17 protein-coding genes are annotated in these 18,781 nt (G+C 59.7%); 5 read left to right on the top strand and 12 right to left on the bottom strand.

The genetic code is table 11. The annotated features are described in order from the left end of the window. The first annotated feature begins 229 nt into the window (after window positions 1–229). A complete protein-coding gene (gene ade / locus BTE54_RS05720) occupies window positions 230–1,924 on the top strand; it encodes an adenine deaminase (protein ID WP_078051752.1) in 1,695 nt (564 codons plus the stop codon). Between the two features lie 65 nt (window positions 1,925–1,989). Here ade and BTE54_RS05715 read toward each other — a convergent pair whose 3' ends face one another. The 3 genes from BTE54_RS05715 to BTE54_RS05705 form a co-directional block, all read right to left on the bottom strand. After that, complete coding sequence (locus BTE54_RS05715; protein ID WP_078051751.1) at window positions 1,990–2,541, bottom strand: hypothetical protein; 552 nt, start codon at window positions 2,539–2,541, stop codon at window positions 1,990–1,992. A gap of 304 nt (window positions 2,542–2,845) precedes the next feature. Next, window positions 2,846–3,304, bottom strand: a complete 459-nt coding sequence (gene aac(6') / locus BTE54_RS05710; RefSeq protein WP_078051750.1) for an aminoglycoside 6'-N-acetyltransferase — start codon at window positions 3,302–3,304, stop codon at window positions 2,846–2,848. Next, complete coding sequence (locus tag BTE54_RS05705) at window positions 3,301–4,965, bottom strand: alpha-glucosidase family protein (RefSeq protein ID WP_078051749.1); 1,665 nt, start codon at window positions 4,963–4,965, stop codon at window positions 3,301–3,303. Before BTE54_RS05705 ends, aac(6') begins: the two co-directional genes overlap by 4 nt. Before the next feature lie 154 nt (window positions 4,966–5,119). On the opposite strand from BTE54_RS05705, the gene BTE54_RS05700 reads away from it, so the two are divergent. Both BTE54_RS05700 and BTE54_RS05695 read left to right on the top strand, forming a co-directional pair. After that, complete coding sequence (locus tag BTE54_RS05700; RefSeq protein WP_174036299.1) at window positions 5,120–6,040, top strand: sugar kinase; 921 nt, start codon at window positions 5,120–5,122, stop codon at window positions 6,038–6,040. Between the two features lie 161 nt (window positions 6,041–6,201). After that, window positions 6,202–7,251 (top strand): bifunctional monoglucosyl/glucuronosyl diacylglycerol synthase, encoded by a 1,050-nt coding sequence (locus BTE54_RS05695; RefSeq protein WP_035240305.1) that lies wholly within the window; start codon window positions 6,202–6,204, stop codon window positions 7,249–7,251. 172 nt (window positions 7,252–7,423) lie between these two features. On the opposite strand, the gene BTE54_RS05690 is transcribed toward BTE54_RS05695, so the two are convergent. From BTE54_RS05690 to BTE54_RS05670, 5 genes are all read right to left on the bottom strand, one after another. Further along, a complete protein-coding gene (locus tag BTE54_RS05690; protein ID WP_143240694.1) occupies window positions 7,424–7,660 on the bottom strand; it encodes a hypothetical protein in 237 nt (78 codons plus the stop codon). Window positions 7,661–7,679: 19 nt separating this feature from the next. Then, window positions 7,680–8,288, bottom strand: coding sequence for a DUF2026 domain-containing protein (locus BTE54_RS05685; protein WP_078051748.1), 609 nt, complete (start codon window positions 8,286–8,288; stop codon window positions 7,680–7,682). Window positions 8,289–8,500: 212 nt separating this feature from the next. Then, a complete protein-coding gene (gene der / locus BTE54_RS05680; protein WP_003524225.1) occupies window positions 8,501–9,931 on the bottom strand; it encodes a ribosome biogenesis GTPase Der in 1,431 nt (476 codons plus the stop codon). A 132-nt stretch (window positions 9,932–10,063) separates the two neighbouring features. Next, on the bottom strand, window positions 10,064–10,735 hold the full coding sequence (locus BTE54_RS05675) for a tetratricopeptide repeat protein (RefSeq protein ID WP_078051747.1): 672 nt from the start codon (window positions 10,733–10,735) through the stop codon (window positions 10,064–10,066). A gap of 156 nt (window positions 10,736–10,891) precedes the next feature. Then, window positions 10,892–11,476, bottom strand: a complete 585-nt coding sequence (locus tag BTE54_RS05670; protein WP_078051746.1) for an NnrU family protein — start codon at window positions 11,474–11,476, stop codon at window positions 10,892–10,894. A gap of 150 nt (window positions 11,477–11,626) precedes the next feature. Between BTE54_RS05670 and BTE54_RS05665 the strand changes: the two genes are divergently transcribed. After that, entirely contained in the window at window positions 11,627–12,610 is a 984-nt protein-coding gene (locus BTE54_RS05665; protein WP_078051745.1) for a polysaccharide deacetylase, read from the top strand. Window positions 12,611–12,872: 262 nt separating this feature from the next. Here BTE54_RS05665 and sbmA read toward each other — a convergent pair whose 3' ends face one another. From sbmA to BTE54_RS05645, 4 genes are all read right to left on the bottom strand, one after another. Further along, window positions 12,873–14,141 (bottom strand): peptide antibiotic transporter SbmA, encoded by a 1,269-nt coding sequence (sbmA, locus tag BTE54_RS05660; RefSeq protein ID WP_078051744.1) that lies wholly within the window; start codon window positions 14,139–14,141, stop codon window positions 12,873–12,875. A gap of 183 nt (window positions 14,142–14,324) precedes the next feature. After that, window positions 14,325–15,515 carry an MFS transporter gene (locus tag BTE54_RS05655; protein WP_078051741.1) on the bottom strand — a complete coding sequence of 397 codons (1,191 nt, stop codon included), beginning with the start codon at window positions 15,513–15,515 and terminating at the stop codon, window positions 14,325–14,327. 298 nt (window positions 15,516–15,813) lie between these two features. Next, window positions 15,814–16,566, bottom strand: a complete 753-nt coding sequence (map, locus tag BTE54_RS05650; protein ID WP_065655656.1) for a type I methionyl aminopeptidase — start codon at window positions 16,564–16,566, stop codon at window positions 15,814–15,816. A 54-nt stretch (window positions 16,567–16,620) separates the two neighbouring features. Next, window positions 16,621–17,682, bottom strand: a complete 1,062-nt coding sequence (locus BTE54_RS05645; protein ID WP_003524232.1) for an LLM class flavin-dependent oxidoreductase — start codon at window positions 17,680–17,682, stop codon at window positions 16,621–16,623. A gap of 218 nt (window positions 17,683–17,900) precedes the next feature. Between BTE54_RS05645 and BTE54_RS05635 the strand changes: the two genes are divergently transcribed. Then, complete coding sequence (locus BTE54_RS05635; RefSeq protein ID WP_003524233.1) at window positions 17,901–18,677, top strand: 3-hydroxybutyrate dehydrogenase; 777 nt, start codon at window positions 17,901–17,903, stop codon at window positions 18,675–18,677. The last annotated feature ends 104 nt before the right edge of the window (window positions 18,678–18,781 follow it).

Here is an 18,781-nt window from a genome sequence, read left to right as displayed (position 1 = left end):
CGTAAAAATGTCGGCGCGCAACCGGCTAAACTATAAAGGTGAAGTCCAGTCTTCCCAACCCTGCCTAAACTTGCACCTCGGAAGATTAGATAACACAAATATGAAAATTTTTTACTCTGGATATATTTAAAACTCAAAGAATCAATCGGAATAGACCAAGAAACAACCACAGAATGTAAATAGTGAAAATTCTCGCATACGACGTAAATCAGGAGCCGAAGAAACCCGCATGAATTCCAGACTTGAAACGCGCATCGATCAGGGTACGGGCCGTGAACCGGCGGACATGGTTCTAAAGGGCGGACGCTTCTTCGACCTCGTCACCGGAGAACTCGTCGCTTCGGATATCGCCATCTGTGGCGACACCATCGTCGGCACCTGCGATAACTACAAGGGGCGACAGGAAATCGACATTTCCGGAAAGATCGTCGTTCCGGGTTTCATCGATACGCATCTCCATATCGAATCGTCGCTGGTGACACCGCACGAATTCGACCGCTGCGTTTTGCCCTATGGCGTTACCACGGCCATTTGCGACCCGCACGAGATCGCCAATGTTCTGGGCGTGGAAGGGCTTCAGTTCTTCCTCGACAGCGCCATGGAAACCATCATGGACATCCGCGTGCAGCTCTCCTCCTGCGTGCCCGCCACCCATCTGGAAACCGCCGGCGCCGATCTGCCCATCGAAAAACTGCTGCCGTTCCGGGGGCACCCGAAGGTCATCGGCCTTGCCGAATTCATGAATTTTCCGGGCGTCATCCACAAGGATCCGGTGTGCATGGCGAAGCTAGAGGCCTTTCGGGGCCAGCATATCGACGGCCATGCACCGCTTCTTTCCGGCACGGCGCTGAACGGCTATCTCGCCGCCGGCATCCGCACCGAACATGAATGCACGAGCGCGACTGAGGCGCTGGAGAAAATCCGCAAGGGCATGCATATTCTGGTGCGCGAAGGCTCGGTCTCGAAGGACCTGCACGCCCTGATGCCGATCATCACCGAACGCCTGTCGCCCTATCTGGCCCTCTGCACGGATGATCGCAACCCGCTCGACATCGCCGAACAGGGTCATCTCGACTATATGATCCGCACCGCAATCGCCAGCGGCGTGGAACCGCTCGCCATCTACCGCGCCGCCTCCATTTCCGCCGCAAAAGCCTTCGGTCTGCGGGATCGCGGCCTTGTCGCACCGGGCTGGCGGGCCGATCTTGTGGTCATCGACAGCCTGCAGAACTGCAAGGCGAGCATGGTGCTTTCCGGCGGCCGGCTCGTCGATGACGCCCTTTTTGCCACGCGCAAACCGGTCGCACCCGTCGGCCTCGACAGCATCAAGGCAAGACCCGTGCTCGCCTCGCATTTCGGCGTGCCGGTCACGGAGGGCGAAAGCCCTGTCATGGGTGTGCTTCCCGGCAAGATCATTACCGAGCACCGCCGCTACAGGCTGCCGACGGATGGCAACCAGACCACCGTCGATCTTGAAAACGACATCATCAAGGTCGCCGTCATCGAACGCCACGGCAAGAACGGCAACCATGCCAACGGTTTCGTTCAGGGCTTCGGCCTGAAAAAAGGCGCCATCGCCTCAACCGTCGGCCATGACAGCCACAATATCTGTGTCGTCGGCGTGAGCGAAGACGACATGGCGCTGGCCGCCAACCGGCTCGGCGAAATCAAGGGCGGCTTCGTGGTGGTGGAAGACGGCAGGGTGACGGGTGAGATCGCTTTGCCCGTCGCCGGGCTGATGAGCCTCGAACCCTATGAGACCGTTCGCGATACGCTGCACACGCTCAGAAAAGCAGCCTATGCACTCGGCACGACGCTGGAAGAACCCTTCCTGCAGGTCGCCTTCCTGCCCCTGCCCGTCATCCCGCATCTGAAGATTTCCGATATGGGTATGGTGGATGTGGACCGGTTTGCGCTGATCTGACGGTGGCTTGCCGACCGGGGCAGCGGAAAACGCTCAATCCGCATTTCGAGGCCGCGAAAGCGGCCTCATGCTTTCGTCTCCGAAGGCCAGGTGACGTAATAATATTTGCCCGCGACCCTGCCAAAATAGGCGTGTTTTCCTGTCGCCTTGTCGACATAGCTTCCGCTTCCATCCTTGGAAAGCTCGCCGTCTTCGCTGCGCTTCAGCTGCGTGTTGAGGAAATCCACCCAGTTGGTCTTGGCAATGTCAGTGGCTGTCGTCGGCTTGGCGTTTTTCTGGTTCGGGTCCCACGCATTGATCGTTTTGCCCTGAGTGGGGTTCGAAACCTGCAAGGCCCCACGCTCGAGAGCGCTCATCATCGACCGAGCGCGCAGATATTGCGCCGGATCGTCCCCCGCCAGGGAAAGCTTGGCCCTCAGATTCCACATGAAGGCGGGCGATGCGATATAATCGGCTGACGAGGTTTTGGGGGCTGATTTCGGTGTGGATGCCCGGGCTGCCGATTGTCCGGAAAGGAAGACCTCTCGGATGGATGGAAGGGCAGCCTTAGCTTTGGCGCTTGACGATGTGGAATTCGCGGTATTGGGCTGATTGAAATTCTTGATTGAAACGGACATGACAATCCCTGCTCACTTTATGGGTGGAGACCGAAAAATCTGTAGGTTTCAATAATTAATACTGGAAACTTGCCCAAGGCTCGCCAAAATCGAAGTAAATATGAAAAATTTACTTGAAAATTTTCATTAATACGAATACATTCATGTTTTAATATTGAATTAATTCGAATTTAAACCGTCATAAATCACTAAATACTTAAATATTACTATTAACCATCCAAGACGCGATCATGGCGCCGCATTTGATCGGGGAAAGGCGCCCGCGAAGACTGACATCATCCGCTGGCCGAACAGCGCCGGGAGGTCATGAACCCAAGGGCAGAGACTTGCGAAAATAAACCACCCGCTGCGTTTCCTCAAATCCCAGCGCCGCATGCATGCGGTGTGAATCGACATTGGAAATATCGGCATCGGAAGCAAGTTCGCTCACACCCTTGCTGGTCGCCCAACGGGTTACTTCGGCAATCAATGCCGCCGCAACGCCCTGCTTGCGAAAGGCCTCCTCCACATAAACGCCTTCCAGAAAGGCCACGGGCGAGGCGTCGCATCCGTTGACATAATCGTGCCGCAGGCTGGCTTCGGCAAAACCGATGGCCATGCCCGCCGGATCATAGGCGATAAATCCAACCTCGTTGTCGGAGACGTCCTGCAACTCCGCCCGGTGTTCGGCGGGTGAAGCATCCGGCCACAAACGGTGCCGCAGAAGCGACCACTCATCGAGCGATGCTTCGCCGGCCGTCTCGATGGCAAATTGCCCGCTCATGCAACGACCCCGCAAAACACATCCAGCCCCTCGAGCTTCACGATACCCGCATCGAATAACGGTGCGAAACCCGGCATCGGCAGTATATCGGTGACCCGCATGGCCTTCGGTATCGGGAATTCCACCGCCTCACGGGTGAGGTTGAAAACGAAGAGCAATTTTTCATCCCCCTTCTGGCGCGTGAAGGCCAGCACATCGAGATTGGTCTTGATGAAATGCATATCGCCATCGCGCAGCGCGCCGTGACCTTTTCGGAATGACAAGACGGCGCGGTAATGGTTCAGAACCGAGTCCGGCTTGCGCTCCTGCGCATCCACAGCCTGCATGGCATGAACATAGGGCACCGGCAGCCAGGGCTTTTCAGCGCTGGAAAAACCGGCATTCGGCTTGCCTGTCTCCCACACCATCGGCGTGCGGCATCCGTCCCGCCCCTTGAAGGCGGGCCAGAAGCGGATGCCGTAGGGATCGCGCAGATCCTCGAAGGCGAGTTCCGCCTCGATCAGACCCAGCTCCTCGCCCTGATAGAGACATATGGAACCGCGCAGGCTGGCGAGAACGCAGATGGCAAGCTTCGCCACCCGCACCTGCTCCTCTACACTTTCGGAAAAACGGCTGAGGTGGCGAACCACATCGTGGTTGGAAAAGGCCCAGCACACCCAGCCATCCGTCACCACCTTGCCGAAGGTCTCGACCGAGGCGCGCAGATGCTTCGCGCTGAAATCCGGCCCCAGCAGGTCGAAAGTGTAGCACATGTTGAGCTTGTCATTGCCGGACGTATAAGCCGCCACCGTCTTCAGCGACCGCGCCCCGTCTCCCACTTCACCCACCGTGGCGCGCCCCTCATACTCGTCGAGCAGCGCGCGAAAACGCTTCAGGAAAGCCACGTTTTCCGGCCGCGTCTTGTCGTAGAGATGGTCCTGCATGCCATAGGGATTGACGTCGGAAGCATCGAGACCGAAACTTTCCTCGTCGAAAAGCGGCGGGTTGTCGCGCAAAAGCTTGTCGTGGAAATAGTGGTTCACGGTATCGAGCCGGAAACCGTCCACACCGCGATCCAGCCAGAACCGCACGGTTTCCAGAAGCGCATCCTGCACATCCGGATTATGGAAATTGAGATCCGGCTGCGAGGCGAGGAAGCTGTGCATGTAATATTGCTTGCGCACGCCGTCCCATTCCCATGCCGGTCCGCCGAACACGGAAAGCCAGTTGGTGGGTGCCGTGCCATCCGGCTTGGGATTGGCCCAGACATACCAGTCAGCCTTGCTGTTGGTGCGGCTCGCCCGGCTGTCCACGAACCAGGGATGCTGGTCCGACGTGTGCGAGATGACCTGGTCGATGATGACCTTCAATCCCAAACGGTGCGCCTCGGCCATCAGTGCGTCGAAATCGGCAAGCGTGCCGAACATCGGATCGACATTGCAATAATCGGAAACGTCATACCCCATATCGGCCATGGGCGAGGTGAAGAAGGGCGAAAGCCAGATGCCGTCGACACCGAGCGAGGCGATATAGGGCAGGCGTTTCGTCACCCCGGCAAGATCGCCGAAACCGTCGCCGGTCGTATCCTGAAACGAGCGCGGATAGACCTGATAGATCACCGCTCCCTTCCACCAGTCCGATTGTGCTTGAGGTTTGTGGACCGGGGCATAGGGCAGCGTCATCGGCGATCTCCTGTGGGCGTCTTGCCAGAGAATATAAAGCCGTTGCCTCCGCGTAAACCGGAACTTCGCACATGCACAAACGGCTACAACCGCCCTTGTCAGAGGCGCGCACTCGTCGTAAGCCGCATGGCTGGAAAAAAGGGAGGATGACGGCGTGGGCGGACGGTTTCTGTCGATTGGCGAATGCATGGTGGAACTGTCGCAGGCCGGCAACGGGCTGCTGCGCAAGGGTTTTGCCGGCGATACATTCAATACCGCATGGTATGCCCGGGCCTGCCTGCCGGGCGACTGGTCGGTCGATTATTTCACCGCGCTTGGCGACGATCCTCTTTCTGAAGACATGCTCACCTTCATCGCGGACGCCGGCATCGGCACGGAAAAAATCCGCCGCATCAAGGGCGGCACGCCCGGCCTCTACCTCATCAATCTGAAGGATGGCGAGCGCACCTTCAGCTACTGGCGCAACGCCGCCGCCGCAAGGCAGCTGGCCGCCGATGCGGACCACCTGCGCAGGACGGTGGAAAGCGCCGATGTCGTCTATTTCTCCGGCATCACGCTCGCCATTCTCGCCTCCGCCCATGATGTCGATACGTTCCTCGCCGAACTGCGCCGCGCCAGGGCGGCGGGCAAGCTGGTGGTCTTCGACCCCAACATCCGCCCGCGCCTGTGGGCGGATAAGGATACGATGCTCGAGACCATCTCCAACGGCGCACGCGCCGCAACGCTTGTCATGCCAAGCTTCGATGACGAGGCGAGCCATTTCGGCGATGTCTCCGTGGAAGCGACCATCGACCGCTACCGTTCGCTTGGCGTCGAAAACATCGTCGTGAAGGACGGCGCCAAGGGCGCGACGCTCGATTTCGGCGGCAGCCGCACTCACGCCCCGGCGGTGAAGGCCGTAGACGTGGTGGACACGACAAGCGCCGGCGACAGCTTCAACGGCGCTTTCCTCGCCCGTTATGTGACCGGCAGTTCGCCGGAGGAAGCGGCCACCTTCGCGGCAAGGGCGGCGGCAACCGTCATCGGCCACCACGGCGCGCTGATCAGCCCCGAGCTGCTGCCGCTGGTGGGATAAGGCTCCGTCGCACCGGGGAAGCGCGCAAACTTCCGCGCGCAAACCACGCTTCCTCGCTGTCACACACCCTGACATGATCCTGTAACACGCACGCCGCATATACGGGCAGAAGCCGGGCAATGGGGATTCGCCCGCGCGCAGATGAGCAGGATCAGTGTTTCATGACGAGAATCACGATTGTCACAGATGCCTGGCACCCGCAGGTCAACGGCGTGGTTCGCTCCATAGAAAACACCAATACCGAACTCGCGCGGCTCGGCGTCGATGTGCGCATGGTCACGCCGCAGAGTTTTTACAGCATCCCCTGCCCCACCTATCCGGAAATCCGCCTTTCGGTTGCCGGTTATCGCCGTGTGGCGGCGGAGATCGAAAAAAGCCAGCCTTCCTTCGTGCATATTGCGACGGAAGGACCGCTGGGCTTCATGGCGCGGCGCTGGTGCGTGAAGAACCGCATGCGTTTTTCCACCAGCTATCACACCCGCTTTCCCGAATATGTGGCGGCGCGCTTCCCTGTGCCGGAAAGCTGGCTTTACGCTTTCGTGCGCTGGTTCCACAATGGCGGCAACACCTGCATGGTGGCGACGCCGAGCCTTGAGACCGAACTGGAAGCGCGCGGCGTGCGCAATCTGAAGCGCTGGAGCCGCGGCATCGACGCCGAGCTTTTCCATCCCCGCCCGAAAGCAAAGCTGCCTTTCGACCTGCCGCGCCCAATCTTCATGACGGTGGGACGTGTGGCGGTGGAGAAGAACCTGCCGGAATTTCTGGAACTGGACCTGCCGGGTTCGAAGGTCGTTATCGGCGACGGCCCTGCCCGCCATGAATTGCAGGAGAAATATCCGGACGTTTTGTTCACCGGCGTCAAGACCGGTGAGGAGCTGGCCGATGCCTATGCGCAGGCCGATGTCTTCGTTTTCCCCTCCAAGACGGACACCTTCGGCAACACCATTCTGGAAGCACTGGCAAGCGGCGTGCCCGTGGCCGCCTTCCCCGTCACCGGGCCGATCGATATTCTCGGCGGCAACCCGGCAGCCGGTGCGCTGGACGACAATCTTCGCGATGCCTGTCTGGCAGCACTTCATTGTTCGCCGCAGGAGGCGCTGGCGCTTTCCAGAAGCTACAGCTGGGAAAAAGCCTCGCGGCAGTTCCTCGACAATGTCATTCACGCGGCAGGAAAATCCCTGCCGCTGCTGTCGCGTTCTCAACTTGCATAAAGGCGATCCCCGAAATTCTGTTCGGGAACGGTGGACGAAACGAAGCGGGAATGTCACAAGGCAATCAGGACGCGACTGCCGTTATCTTTAGAACGGGGTCGGGCTGCTGATTGACGTCAGGCGGCTGCCGCGAGAACACGCTGGCCGTCCTCTGTTTCCGGATCATACCGCTTCAGGCTAAGGGAAGAAGCTCTTTCTGCTGGGCTGCGCACCAGTGATTGATCTTCTCGATGATGTCCTTTGCAGCAATCGGCAGGGCGCTGTTGGGTATGACGGCCACCGTCCCGTGGAAAACCAGCACCAGACTATCGGGCGGCGTGAGTGCGAGATGGTGAAGCCCAGCCTGCGTAGCAACATTGCCCCTATAAATCAAAAGGCCTTTTGCTGACAAAACCTTGAGGATCGACACTGCGCGGCGTAACCCGCCTTCACCATGCTCCGGTAAGCATCTGGCCGGAAAGCGGCACGGTCCGCGCCTTGCCGTCGCGATCCGTTACCGAAAGCGAGGCGGCCATCTGTTTCGGCGACTTGCGGAACCAGTTGGCGGCAACGCTCGCCATATCGCCGATCATCGCCTGCCTGTGCCAGTCGGCAAAGCGCTTGGCCGTGGCTTCGGGTTCGGAACGATAGAAGAAATCGCCGGATTGTCCGAGATCGTTGATGGATGCCGCCATGGCGGCAAGCGGCCGCTGGAACATTTTCGCCGGCACGGAAAGCCCATCGGCGCCTTCCGAAAATGCCGGCGCCATGAAATCGATCACCCAGCCATCCGCCTCGATCCAGCAGTGGAAGTTCTCGCCCGCGCCCGTCACATAACCGTCTTCACGGTGATCGGCGAATAGCAGCACGGTGCCGCCGAGATTATAGGCCGCAAGCCCGCCCTTCGGCACCGCCTTCACCTTGTAATGCTGCTGCAGGATGAAGGCGCCGAAGGTGCTGAAATACATGGAGGCCGAGGCGGGATCGGCATTCTGGCTGATGAGCAGGCTGTTGATGACGCGGTAAATCCGGTGATAGTCGGTCTGCTTGATCAGCATGGTCTTTTACTCTTCAAAACCGTGAAATTGGAGCGAGCGGGTGCCCCTTGTTTCTTCTCCCCGAGGGGGAGAAGTCCGCGGCAGCGGGATGAGGGGGCGAGGCCAACAGTATACGGAGAGGTTGCCCCCTCATCCGACCCTTCGGGCCACCTTCTCCCCCTCGGGGAGAAGAAACACGCCGCAGCGTCGTGCATCATAAAAACGACGACCGATTACCGCCGCTTCTTCGCCTTGCTCTCGAACGGATTGTCAGACCCACGATAATGCACACGGATCGGCACGCCCGGCATGTCGAAATCCTTGCGCAGACCGTTCACCAGATAACGTGTATAGCTTTCCGGAATAGCTTCCGGCCGCGTGCAGGAAATCATGAAGGCCGGCGGGCGGGCCTTGACCTGCGTCATATATTTCAGCTTCAGGCGGCGGCCGGAAACGGCCGGCGGCGGATGCTGGGTCGTCTGCGAATCCAGCCAGCGGTTAAGGCGGGCGGTGGAGATGCGGCGGTTCCAGACCTTGTCGGTGTCGATGATGTTCTGCATCAGCCGGTCGAGGCCATAACCCGTCTGGCCGGAAATCGGCACGGCGCGAATGCCGCGCGCCTGCGGCAGAAGCCGCTCGGTTTTCTCGCGCAGATCGGCCAGATAGGCCTGCGGGTCTTCCACCAGATCCCATTTGTTGAAGGCGAGCACGGCGGCGCGGCCTTCGCGGATGACGAGATCGACGAGCTGCAAATCCTGCTTTTCGAAGGGAATGGTGCTGTCGAATACGATCACCACGGTTTCGGCAAAACGAATGGAGCGCAGCGAATCCGCGACCGAGAGCTTTTCCAGCTTCTCCGTCACCTTGGCCTTGCGGCGCATGCCGGCCGTGTCGAACATCTTGATGGTGCGGCCGCGCCAGTCCCATTCGACCGAAATGCTGTCGCGGGTAATGCCGGCTTCCGGGCCGGTCAGCAGGCGGTCTTCACCGAGGAAACGGTTGATGAGCGTCGACTTGCCCGCATTCGGCCGGCCGATAATGGCGACGCGCAGCGGCTTGGTCTCGTCATAAACCGGCTCTTCGTCTTCTTCGTCCTCGCTGCCCGGCTCGCTGCGCGGCAGAACGATATCCGTTTCTGCCTCGTCCACCTCAGGCGGGAAGGCCACGTCTTCACCGATCGCCTCGACGATGGCGTCGCGCAGGTCGATCATGCCCTGGCCGTGTTCGGCCGAGATCGGGCAAGGATCGCCAAGACCGAGCGTAAAGGCGTCGTAGAAACCGGCATCCGAGCCGCGCGCTTCGGACTTGTTGGCCACCAGCACCACCGGCTTGCCGCGACGGCGCAGCATTTCGGCGAGCGTCTCGTCGGCCGGCGTCAGGCCCGCCTTGGCGTCCACAACGAACAGCGTCACATCGGCATCGTCGATTGCCGCTTCGGTCTGCGCCCACATGCGGCCCTGAAGCGTTTCCGGCCCGGATTGCTCCAGACCGGCGGTATCGATGATGGTGAAACGCAGGTCGACCAGCTTCGCCTCGCCCGGGCGGCGGTCGCGGGTCACACCCGGCGTATCGTCCACCAGCGCCAGCTTCTTTCCGACAAGACGGTTGAAAAGCGTGGACTTGCCAACATTGGGGCGCCCGACTATGGCGACGGTGAAGCTCATTGATCCTGGTTCCTTAAAGCACGTCTGCCCAAAACGTTACCTGTTTTGGGCAAAGGACATGCGTAAAATAATGAGTTGGATCGCTTTGGCAATGCACAGAATGCCGGGGCGATCCTGCGTGGCGAAGCGGCGTTAGGCAGCCTTGCCCGAAGCGGTGATGTTGTCGAGCATGATCTGCGCGCGGTTCGTCACGTTGCGCGGCGCCTGCGCGTCGCTGACGATCTGCTCGAACCATTGTTTGGCCTTGGCGAAATCGCCGGCCTTGTAGGCGGCAAGACCCAGCGCCTCACGGGCTGAAGCGCGCATGGTCTGGCCATCGGTGCTCAAGGGCTCCGCAAGGGCGACGACCTGATCATAGGTACCGTTATCCACCAGCAGCCAGGCGGCGCGCACCTTGGCGGTATCGCGGAAGACCTGCGGTGCGGATGTGTCGTTGCCGATGGCGGTGAAGGCGGCGATGGCGCCGGCCGCATCACCCTTCTGCGACAGCAGCGTGGCCGAGCGGAACTTTGCCAGAACCGGATAATTGCCATGACCGGAGGTTTCGAGATCGGCGAAGGCCTTCAGCGCCTCATCCGTCTTGTTGTCCGAAGCGAGCTTCAGCGCCGCAAGGAACTGGTCGCCGGAATTGGAAGCGCGGCTGGTGTTCCAGTATTCGTAGATACCGGTGCCGGCGGCGCCCAGAACCACGAGAACGGCCGCACCCACGACCACGATACCGTAACGGCCCCAGAAGCGCGACAGCTGCTCGGAGCGGATCTGCTCGTTCACTTCGCGGATAAAGGTATCATTCTCGTTTGCCATCAAATTCTCCGTTACCCGCGCGGAGATCGTGTCCCGATCCATCCGTCCGCGGACATACCAAGCCGCTTACCCGGATCGGCAAAAGTAAGGCCAACCGGGTCATGGTCGGCCTTCTAGCCTATTTTGCCTGATATGTAAGGGGGAAACGTTGATTTCCTACAGGACGATGGGCTGAACGCCGATCAACCATTCGTGCAGTTTCAGGATGAAAGCACCCCAGAGGACGATGCCGCCGAGGATGGCCACCAGATCGTAACGGCCTGAAACGAAGTCTCGGACCACTTTTTCGCCTGCCCGTTCCCGGCGCTTCAGCGAAATCCGCATCACCACGCCCCAGGCGAGGAACGATACGAAAAGAAGAATGGAAGACGTCTCGCCATTGGCCAGAAGATGCGCGAGCGCCCATATCTTGACCGAAAGAATGAGCGGATGTTTCGTCTTCGTCGCGATGTGGCCAGCCGGGATGAGGCTGGCGATAAGACAGATCATCGCCGGCAGCATCAGGGTCACGGCAATGTGGCTCATCCAGACCGGCGGATACCACAACATGCCGGTTTCCTGCCGCGCTTCCCCGAAGGCATAAATGACAAGGCCGAGCGTGATGAGGCTGACGAGCGAATAGACGCCCTTGAAAGGGCCTTCGCCCATCGACGCGATCATCCGCGCGCGAAATTGCGGTGCGACCACCTTCAAAAGATGCGTCAGCAGGAACAAGGCAAGACAGAGTGCGAGAAAAAGCATGAAACACGGTCCCCCGGGTGGAACGAAGCGGCCCTATCACCGCAAGCTGCAACAGGAATTAGGCCGAAAGTCATGAAAACGCCAGACTATTCAAAGCTTCGCCTTATTCCACCCGCAAAAGGCCACGGTGTTTCATATGACGGATAACTGATGTTTCGCCCATTTGCCGCCTTTTCCCTGTCGCTTCTCGCCGCCCTTCCCGCTTTTGCGCAAGAGGCTGAGAAGCCGAAGCAGCTCGTCATCGTGTCCTTCGACGGTGCGGGCGACAATACGCTGTGGGAAAGAAGCCGGGCGACGGGCAAGCAAGTCGGCGCGCATTTTACCTATTTCCTTGCCTGCACGCTGGTGATGGACAGGAAAACCAGCGCCAAGACCTATCAGGGACCTGGCCAGAAGTCCGGACGTTCCAATGTCGGTTTCGGCCAGTCGCCGGAAGAGGTGGAGGCAAGGCTCAGAAACATCTGGGCCGCTTATCGCGAAGGCCACGAAATCGGCAACCACACCTGCGGCCATTTCGATGGCGGGCAATGGACCACTGAGCAATGGGACGGCGAATTCACCACCTTCACCAGCACGCTGGAAAACGCCTGGCAGATGATCGGCAAAAAGGGCGAGGAACCCGAAGGCTGGCGCGAGATGGTGAAAAAGATCAATGGTTTCCGCGCGCCCTATCTCTCGCAGGGGCCGGCGCTGACCGAAGCGCAGAAAAAGCACCGTTTCGTTTATGACGCCACCAGCATCACCAAAGGACCGGAATGGCCGGTGGAGCGCGACGGCATAGAGCATTTCGGCCTGCCGCTCATTCCGGAAGGCCCGGGCAACCGCCCGATCATCGCCATGGACTACAATCTCTTCATCCGCCACTCCATCGGCGTCGAGACGCCGGATCGTTCGAAGGAATTCGAGGAGCGCGCCTACACGGCCTTCCGCAATGCATTCGACAGGCAATATAATGGCGAGCGCATTCCGCTACAGATGGGCTTCCACTTCGTGAAGATGAATGGCGGCGCCTATTGGAACGCCTATGAACGGCTGCTGCGCGAGGTCTGCGGCAAGCAGGATGTCGCCTGCGTGAGCTATGCCGAGGCGATGCCGATGATCGAGGCGCGGAAGAAACAAAAGACCGAGGGGTGAACTTCCTCATACTCTCCTGTTCGTGACAAAGGTCGAACACCCCTCCTCCGTCATGCCGGTCCCCGGAACAAGCCCGAGGATGACCCGGCATCGAGCTACGGCGCGTCTGCGCCGTGAGAAGAGTCTTTTGCGATCAAGGACTTGATCGCGCTGGACCCCGGATCTAGTCCGGGGTGACGGGTGCGAATGAGGCAGTTCACCAAACACATCGTCTTCGTAGGGCGTGCTCAAGACCTGAAGGCGGCCAATCGACCGCCTTTTTTCAAGGCTTGTTGGCCGCCAGCTCTCCAGCTTCCGCTTCGCGCTGAAGATAGCGCTCGTCGATATCCGGCAGGGGCTTGTCGTCGATCGCGGCCTCGAAGGCCACAAGACGTTTATGGATGGACAGCAGCTCGATGATCGTTGTCCAGGAATTGACCAGATACTGGAACGAATTGCTGACCTGACCGAAGGCCGTGGCGATCTGCTGGTAGATACCGTAGGTGATCTTGCCCGCCACGATGGTCGGAACGAGCATCAGAAGCAGGAACACCGCATCGGCCTGAATGTAGAAATACCGTGCGACGTTGAAATAGAGATAGTGCCAATACATACGGAAATAATTCTTCCGCACATTGGAGTAGAGTTCCTTGACTGTCGGCGGCTGGGCGCGGTCGGCGTGGTCCTCGCCATAGACCAGTTCCTTACGATAGGCGGCTTCCACACGCTGGTTGCGGAAGTTCAGGCCGGGCAGCTTGATGCCGACCGTCGCCAGAAGCACCGTGCCGAACACCGACCAGACAATCGCCAGCCAGAACAGCGCATGCGGCACTTCGCCCAAGATCGGCAGTTCAGAAACATAGGACGACAGCGCAAACAGGATCGGCAGGAAGACGACGAGCGTCATCACCGAGTTGATGAGCGTGATGCCCAACCCTTCGAGCGTCGAGGAGAACCGCATTGTATCTTCCTGAACGCGCTGGGAAGCGCCCTCGATGTGACGCAGCTTTTCCCATTTGGACATGTAGAAGTCGTTCATCGCGGTTCGCCAGCGGAAGATGTAATGGCTGGTGAAGAAATCCGTCAGGATCGAAACGGCCATGCTGAGAAAGGCGATCTTGGCGAATACGATCTGGAGACTATAGAAATCCCAGACCTCAATGCCCGGCTGTTTCGAAAGCGCATTTTGCAGAAGGTCACCGAAAGGCCGGCGGAAATTATTGATAACGACCGAAATCTGAACGCCGAAATAGGTCACCGCGATAATCAGCAGCGATCCCCAGATGGACCAGTACTTCCAGGGGTGATCCTTGGCGATAACGGTCCATACCCCACCGAACGCCGCCAGACACAAGGCGAGATAGGCGTAAAAGAACAGGTTGGCCGGCACCAGGAAGTAGCTGAGATCGTAGGGTTCCTGTTCAGGCATGACGTAGCCCCAAGACCGACCTAACCCTTCAACGATGAAGTACCATCCGAGAATGGCGAAAAAAGCCCAGACAATGGCCGACGTGAAGAACATTTTCGGTTTGGGAAAGAAGGAATGAAACACGTTTCGAACTCACGCGCGTTTGAAATCAGCCATTATTGGCGAAGCACTAGATGGCCCGAACCTAGGGCAGAAATTTGTGCACAGCAACGGAGAAGCGACGACCTTAACAAGATGTAAGGCGCAGATGGCGGACGATGGCCACCGGAAACACCGGATGAAAGGCAGGAAAAGACAGCCAGCGGCCTAGCGCCGCCGCTCCGTGGCGAGCACCGGCAGCATCAGCAGAATGCTGACGACGAGCACGGCGGAAGCGAGAATGCTGGGCGCGGTGAAACTTCCTGTCACTTCGGCAATCCAGCCGGCAGCAAGCGGCCCGACAATCTGACCCGTGCCGAAAGCGGCCGTCATCAACGCAAAGGCGCGACGCGGGCTCGGCCCGGCAAATTCCCGGCCGAGCTGCAGGCCATAGGCGGTGATGACCATGAAGGTCAGCCCGAGAAGCAGGCCTCCGGCGAGAACACCCGGCACCGGCGGCAGCATGACGGAAGCGAAAACACCGACGGCTTCGACGGCAAGAACGATGACGAAGGCGCGTTTCAGCCCCTGCGATTTCAACACCGGTTTCCAGAGGAAAAGCGAAATGGCGGCGGCGCAGCCGGTGATGAACCAGGCCAGAAACTCCACGAAGGCGCCGGCAGCGGCCATGCGGGCAATCGCCACGATGAAGGTGGCGGTTATGACGTAACCGAAACCGAAAAGCCCATAGGCCAGCGTTGTCAGGAAGAGCGGCCGCGTCCAGTTGAGCGGTGGCTCCGCCACCGAGGATGCATGTCGCGGCGGGCCTGCGGGCAGCACCCGCCAGACGAGAATGAATGTGATGAAGGAAAAGACAGCGCCTGCGATCCACTCCTCGCGCCATGAGGAGCCGCCGCCGTCAAAAACGACGCCGATCAGATAGACCGCAAGCGAGGAAATCGCGATGCCCGCACCGACGCCGCCATAATGCAGCGCCTGAACGCTGTCCCTGCCCGCCTTGACGGCATGGCCGATAACGATCTGCGAGGTGAAGATCATGGTGAGCGCGCTGGCGACACCGGCCAGAAACCGGATGACGGTAAAGGCCGCGACGGAGTTGAAAGCCGCCATGGCAAGCAACAATGCCCCGGTGGCAAACAGGCCGCAAAGCGCCACCAACCGCTCCCGCCCCGAACCCCATGAATAGGCCGCCAGAACCGCCCCGGCCAGATAACCGGCGAAGTTACCCGCCGCCACGATCCCCGCATCCCCCGCCGAAAGCGGAACATCCGCCATCATGCCGGGCAGAATGGGGGTGAAGGAAAAGCGGCCGAAACCCATGGCGGAGGCCATCATCAGCGCCCCGGAAAATCCAAGTGCGGTCAGATGTCTGGCGGAAAGTGGCTTGTCGATGCTCATGCACGGCTTATCGCAACGGCGCGGATAAGGGACAAGCGAGTTATTTTGATCGGCGTTATAAGCGGTCGTTATCGGTCACGCGGTGAGCGTCGGTGCGTTCCGCGGATGCCGCGTATTTCTTCTCCCCGCCGGGGAGAAGGTGGCCCGACGGGTCGGATGAGGGGGCAAGCTCTCCGAAATCCGGCGAGGGCGCCCCCTCATCCCGCTGCCGCGGACTTCTCCCCCTCGGGGAGAAGAAATAAGCGGCACGCGCTCGCTCCGATCTTAAAAGTGAGGGTGACGGAGGCAGGTGTAGCTGTCACTCAGCGAGCGTCAGCACCAGCGGCCCGTTCTTCGTCGCAACCACGGTATGCTCATACTGCACCGTCGGCGCGCTCGGATCGCTATAGAGCGTCCATGGATCGTCATCGCCGTCCTCGGCCCAATAGGCGCCGGTCGAGAGAAACGGCTCAACGGTAAACACCATGCCTTCCTGCATGATGCGCCGCTCGTCCTTGTCCGGCCAGGTCGCCAGTTCCTTCGGCTCCTCGTGCAGCGAGCGGCCGATGCCGTGGCTGGCGAGATTGGTGATCAGCGTATAGCGGTTCTTCTTGGCAAAGGCGCCGATGGCATTGCCGATGTCGGCGAAAGGCCGGCCGGTTTTCACCTGCTGCAGGCCCGTCCACATGGCGCGTTTGCCATCGCGGCACAGCCGCTCGATGTCCTTCTTCACCGGCGGCACGGCGAAAGACGAGCCGGTATCGCCGAAAAAGCCGTTCTTCACCGCCGAGACATCGATATTGACGAGATCGCCCGCCTTGATGATGCGCGGTCCCGGAATGCCGTGGGCCACTTCCTCGTTGACGCTGATGCAGGTCGCGCCGGGAAACTTGTAGCAGAATTCCGGCGCCGATTGCGCACCATTATCCTCCAGCACCTTGCGGCCGATGGCATCCAGCTCGGCCGTGGTGATGCCGGGTTCCAGCGCGTCCGCCATGGTCTGCATCGCGACGGCGCACAAACGGCCGATGTCCTTCAGCAGAACCAGTTCTTCTTCGGTGGAAATGACCATGTCTCTGTCCGTCGTTCTGTATGGCGGGTCTCAAAACGCCCGCCTTGGCAATCATCAGGCCGTGGCTTTCACCGGATCGGCGCTCCCCGTCAATTCTTTTCTGACGATCGGGGCGACTTTCGTACCATAAAGCTCGATGCCGCGCATGATCTGATCGTGCGGCATCAGGCCGATGGCCATCTGCAGCAGGAAGCGGTCATTCCTGAAAACGCCATGCGCCTTGATGATCTTTTCCGCCACCAGCTCCGGCTCGCCAAGGAAGAGATTGCCCTCCGGCCCGCGCGCGGCGTCGAAATGCGCGCGGTTCGTCGGCCCCCAGCCGCGCTCGCGGCCGATGCGGTTCATCACCTCCGCCTGCGGTCCGTAAAACTGGTCCGCCGCCTTGTCGGTGGTGTCGGCAATGAAGCCGTGCACATTGATGCTGGTGCGCAACTTGGTCTTTTCCTGCCCGGCGCGGCGCGCAGCCTCATGATAGAGATCGAACAGCGGCGCAAAGCGGCGATATTCGCCACCGATGATGGCAAGCGCCACCGGCAGACCCATGGCGCCTGCCCGCGCCACCGATTGCGGCGTGCCACCGACGGCGATCCACACCGGCAGACGCTCCTGCAGCGGCCGCGGATAAACGCCGCGCCCGTTAATGGCAGGATGCTTGGTGCCGGACCAGGTGACGATTTCCTGCTCCCGCAGCGCCAAAAGCAGATCGAGCTTTTCGGCGAAGAGCACGTCGTAATCCTCAAGATCGTAACCGAACAGAGGGTAGGATTCGATGAAGGAACCGCGCCCGGCCATGATTTCGGCGCGGCCGTTCGACAGGAGATCGACGGTCGAAAACTGCTGGAACACCCGCACCGGATCGTCCGAACTCAGCACCGAAACGGCGCTCGTCAGGCGAATATTCTTCGTCTTCACCGCCGCCGCCGCGAGAACGGTGGAGGGCGAGGAGACGACATAATCCGGACGGTGATGCTCCCCGAGGCCAAAGACATCGAGCCCGACCTGATCGGCAAGCTCGATCTCTTCGATGAGTTCCCGCAGCCGACGCGCGCCTTCCGGCCCACGGCCATCGGCGGGGTTGGGATTGACATCCGCGAATGTGTAAAGACCGAGTTCCATAGATGATACCTCTGTTTGCTTGCCTCAGAGATAGGGACGGAAGCTCCCGCAGGCAAATGCAGAATCTGGATGCTTAGCTTCGAAAAAATGGATGGGCGCGGCCTGTTTCACCGCGCTACCGAGCTCCCCTTAAATGGTGCCAAATGGCGATTGCCAGCCCGCCCCCTTTGGGCATACCTTGCTTAAACATGTGCGAAGTAATGCAAAAAGGGGAAAGCATGCATCGGACAGTTATCGTGACGGGCTCTACAAGCGGTATCGGCCTTGCGATTGCGCAGCGATTTGCGCGGGAGGGCGCCAATATTGTACTGAACGGTTTCGGCGATGAGGACGAGATCGAAAAACTGCGCCTTTTGCTGGAAGCGGAAAGCGGCGGGCGCGTGCTCTATCACCCCGCAGATATGACGAAACCGGACGAGATCGCCGATCTCATTCAATCCTCGCACGAAAAACTCGGCTCGGTGGATGTGCTCGTCAACAATGCCGGCATCCAGCATATTGCGCCCATCGAGGAGTTTCCGCCGGAAAAATGGGACTGGATCATCGCCATCAATCTGACCAGTTCCTTCCATACCATGCGCGCTGCGATACCGCTGATGAAGAAGGCCGGAAAAGGCCGTATCATCAACATCGCATCCGCCCACGGTCTCGTCGCCTCGCCGTTCAAATCGGCCTATGTGGCGGCCAAGCACGGCATCATGGGCCTGACGAAGACGGCGGCGCTCGAGCTTGCGCAAACCGGGGTTACCGTCAACGCCATCTGTCCGGGTTATGTGCTCACACCGCTCGTCGAAAAGCAGATACCGGAAATGGCGAAGGTGCGCGGCATCAGCGAAGAGGCGGTGAAGAACGACGTGATGCTGGAACTGCAGGCAACCAAGCAGTTCGTCACCGTCGATGACGTGGCCGCCGCTGCGCTGTTTCTGGCAAGCGACGCCGCAAGCAACATCACCGGCACCCATATTTCCGTGGATGGCGGCTGGACGGCGCAATAATTGCCGAACTTTCTTTCCGTTTTGGAAACAATGAATTGCCAAAACGGAAATCGATATACGCCTGCGGGCGTGCATATGATGCGCAGGGACAATGACAAGAAATC

Source organism: Agrobacterium sp. YIC 4121 (assembly GCF_002008205.1).
Lineage (GTDB): Bacteria > Pseudomonadota > Alphaproteobacteria > Rhizobiales > Rhizobiaceae > Agrobacterium > Agrobacterium leguminum.
Note: the sequence above shows the minus strand (reverse complement) of the source record. Positions and strands in the feature narration are given on the sequence as shown.

Bases quoted from the DNA above. Each gene is read 5' to 3' on its own strand.
- ade (WP_078051752.1), top strand. From the start codon at position 230: ATGAATTCCAGACTTGAAACGCGCATCGATCAGGGTACGGGCCGTGAA.
- BTE54_RS05715 (WP_078051751.1), bottom strand. From the start codon at position 2,541: ATGTCCGTTTCAATCAAGAATTTCAATCAGCCCAATACCGCGAATTCC.
- BTE54_RS05705 (WP_078051749.1), bottom strand. From the start codon at position 4,965: ATGACGCTGCCCTATGCCCCGGTCCACAAACCTCAAGCACAATCGGAC.
- BTE54_RS05695 (WP_035240305.1), top strand. From the start codon at position 6,202: ATGACGAGAATCACGATTGTCACAGATGCCTGGCACCCGCAGGTCAAC.
- BTE54_RS05685 (WP_078051748.1), bottom strand. From the start codon at position 8,288: ATGCTGATCAAGCAGACCGACTATCACCGGATTTACCGCGTCATCAAC.
- der (WP_003524225.1), bottom strand. From the start codon at position 9,931: ATGAGCTTCACCGTCGCCATAGTCGGGCGCCCCAATGTTGGCAAGTCC.
- BTE54_RS05675 (WP_078051747.1), bottom strand. From the start codon at position 10,735: ATGGCAAACGAGAATGATACCTTTATCCGCGAAGTGAACGAGCAGATC.
- BTE54_RS05670 (WP_078051746.1), bottom strand. From the start codon at position 11,476: ATGCTTTTTCTCGCACTCTGTCTTGCCTTGTTCCTGCTGACGCATCTT.
- BTE54_RS05665 (WP_078051745.1), top strand. From the start codon at position 11,627: ATGTTTCGCCCATTTGCCGCCTTTTCCCTGTCGCTTCTCGCCGCCCTT.
- BTE54_RS05655 (WP_078051741.1), bottom strand. From the start codon at position 15,515: ATGAGCATCGACAAGCCACTTTCCGCCAGACATCTGACCGCACTTGGA.
- map (WP_065655656.1), bottom strand. From the start codon at position 16,566: ATGGTCATTTCCACCGAAGAAGAACTGGTTCTGCTGAAGGACATCGGC.
- BTE54_RS05645 (WP_003524232.1), bottom strand. From the start codon at position 17,682: ATGGAACTCGGTCTTTACACATTCGCGGATGTCAATCCCAACCCCGCC.
- BTE54_RS05635 (WP_003524233.1), top strand. From the start codon at position 17,901: ATGCATCGGACAGTTATCGTGACGGGCTCTACAAGCGGTATCGGCCTT.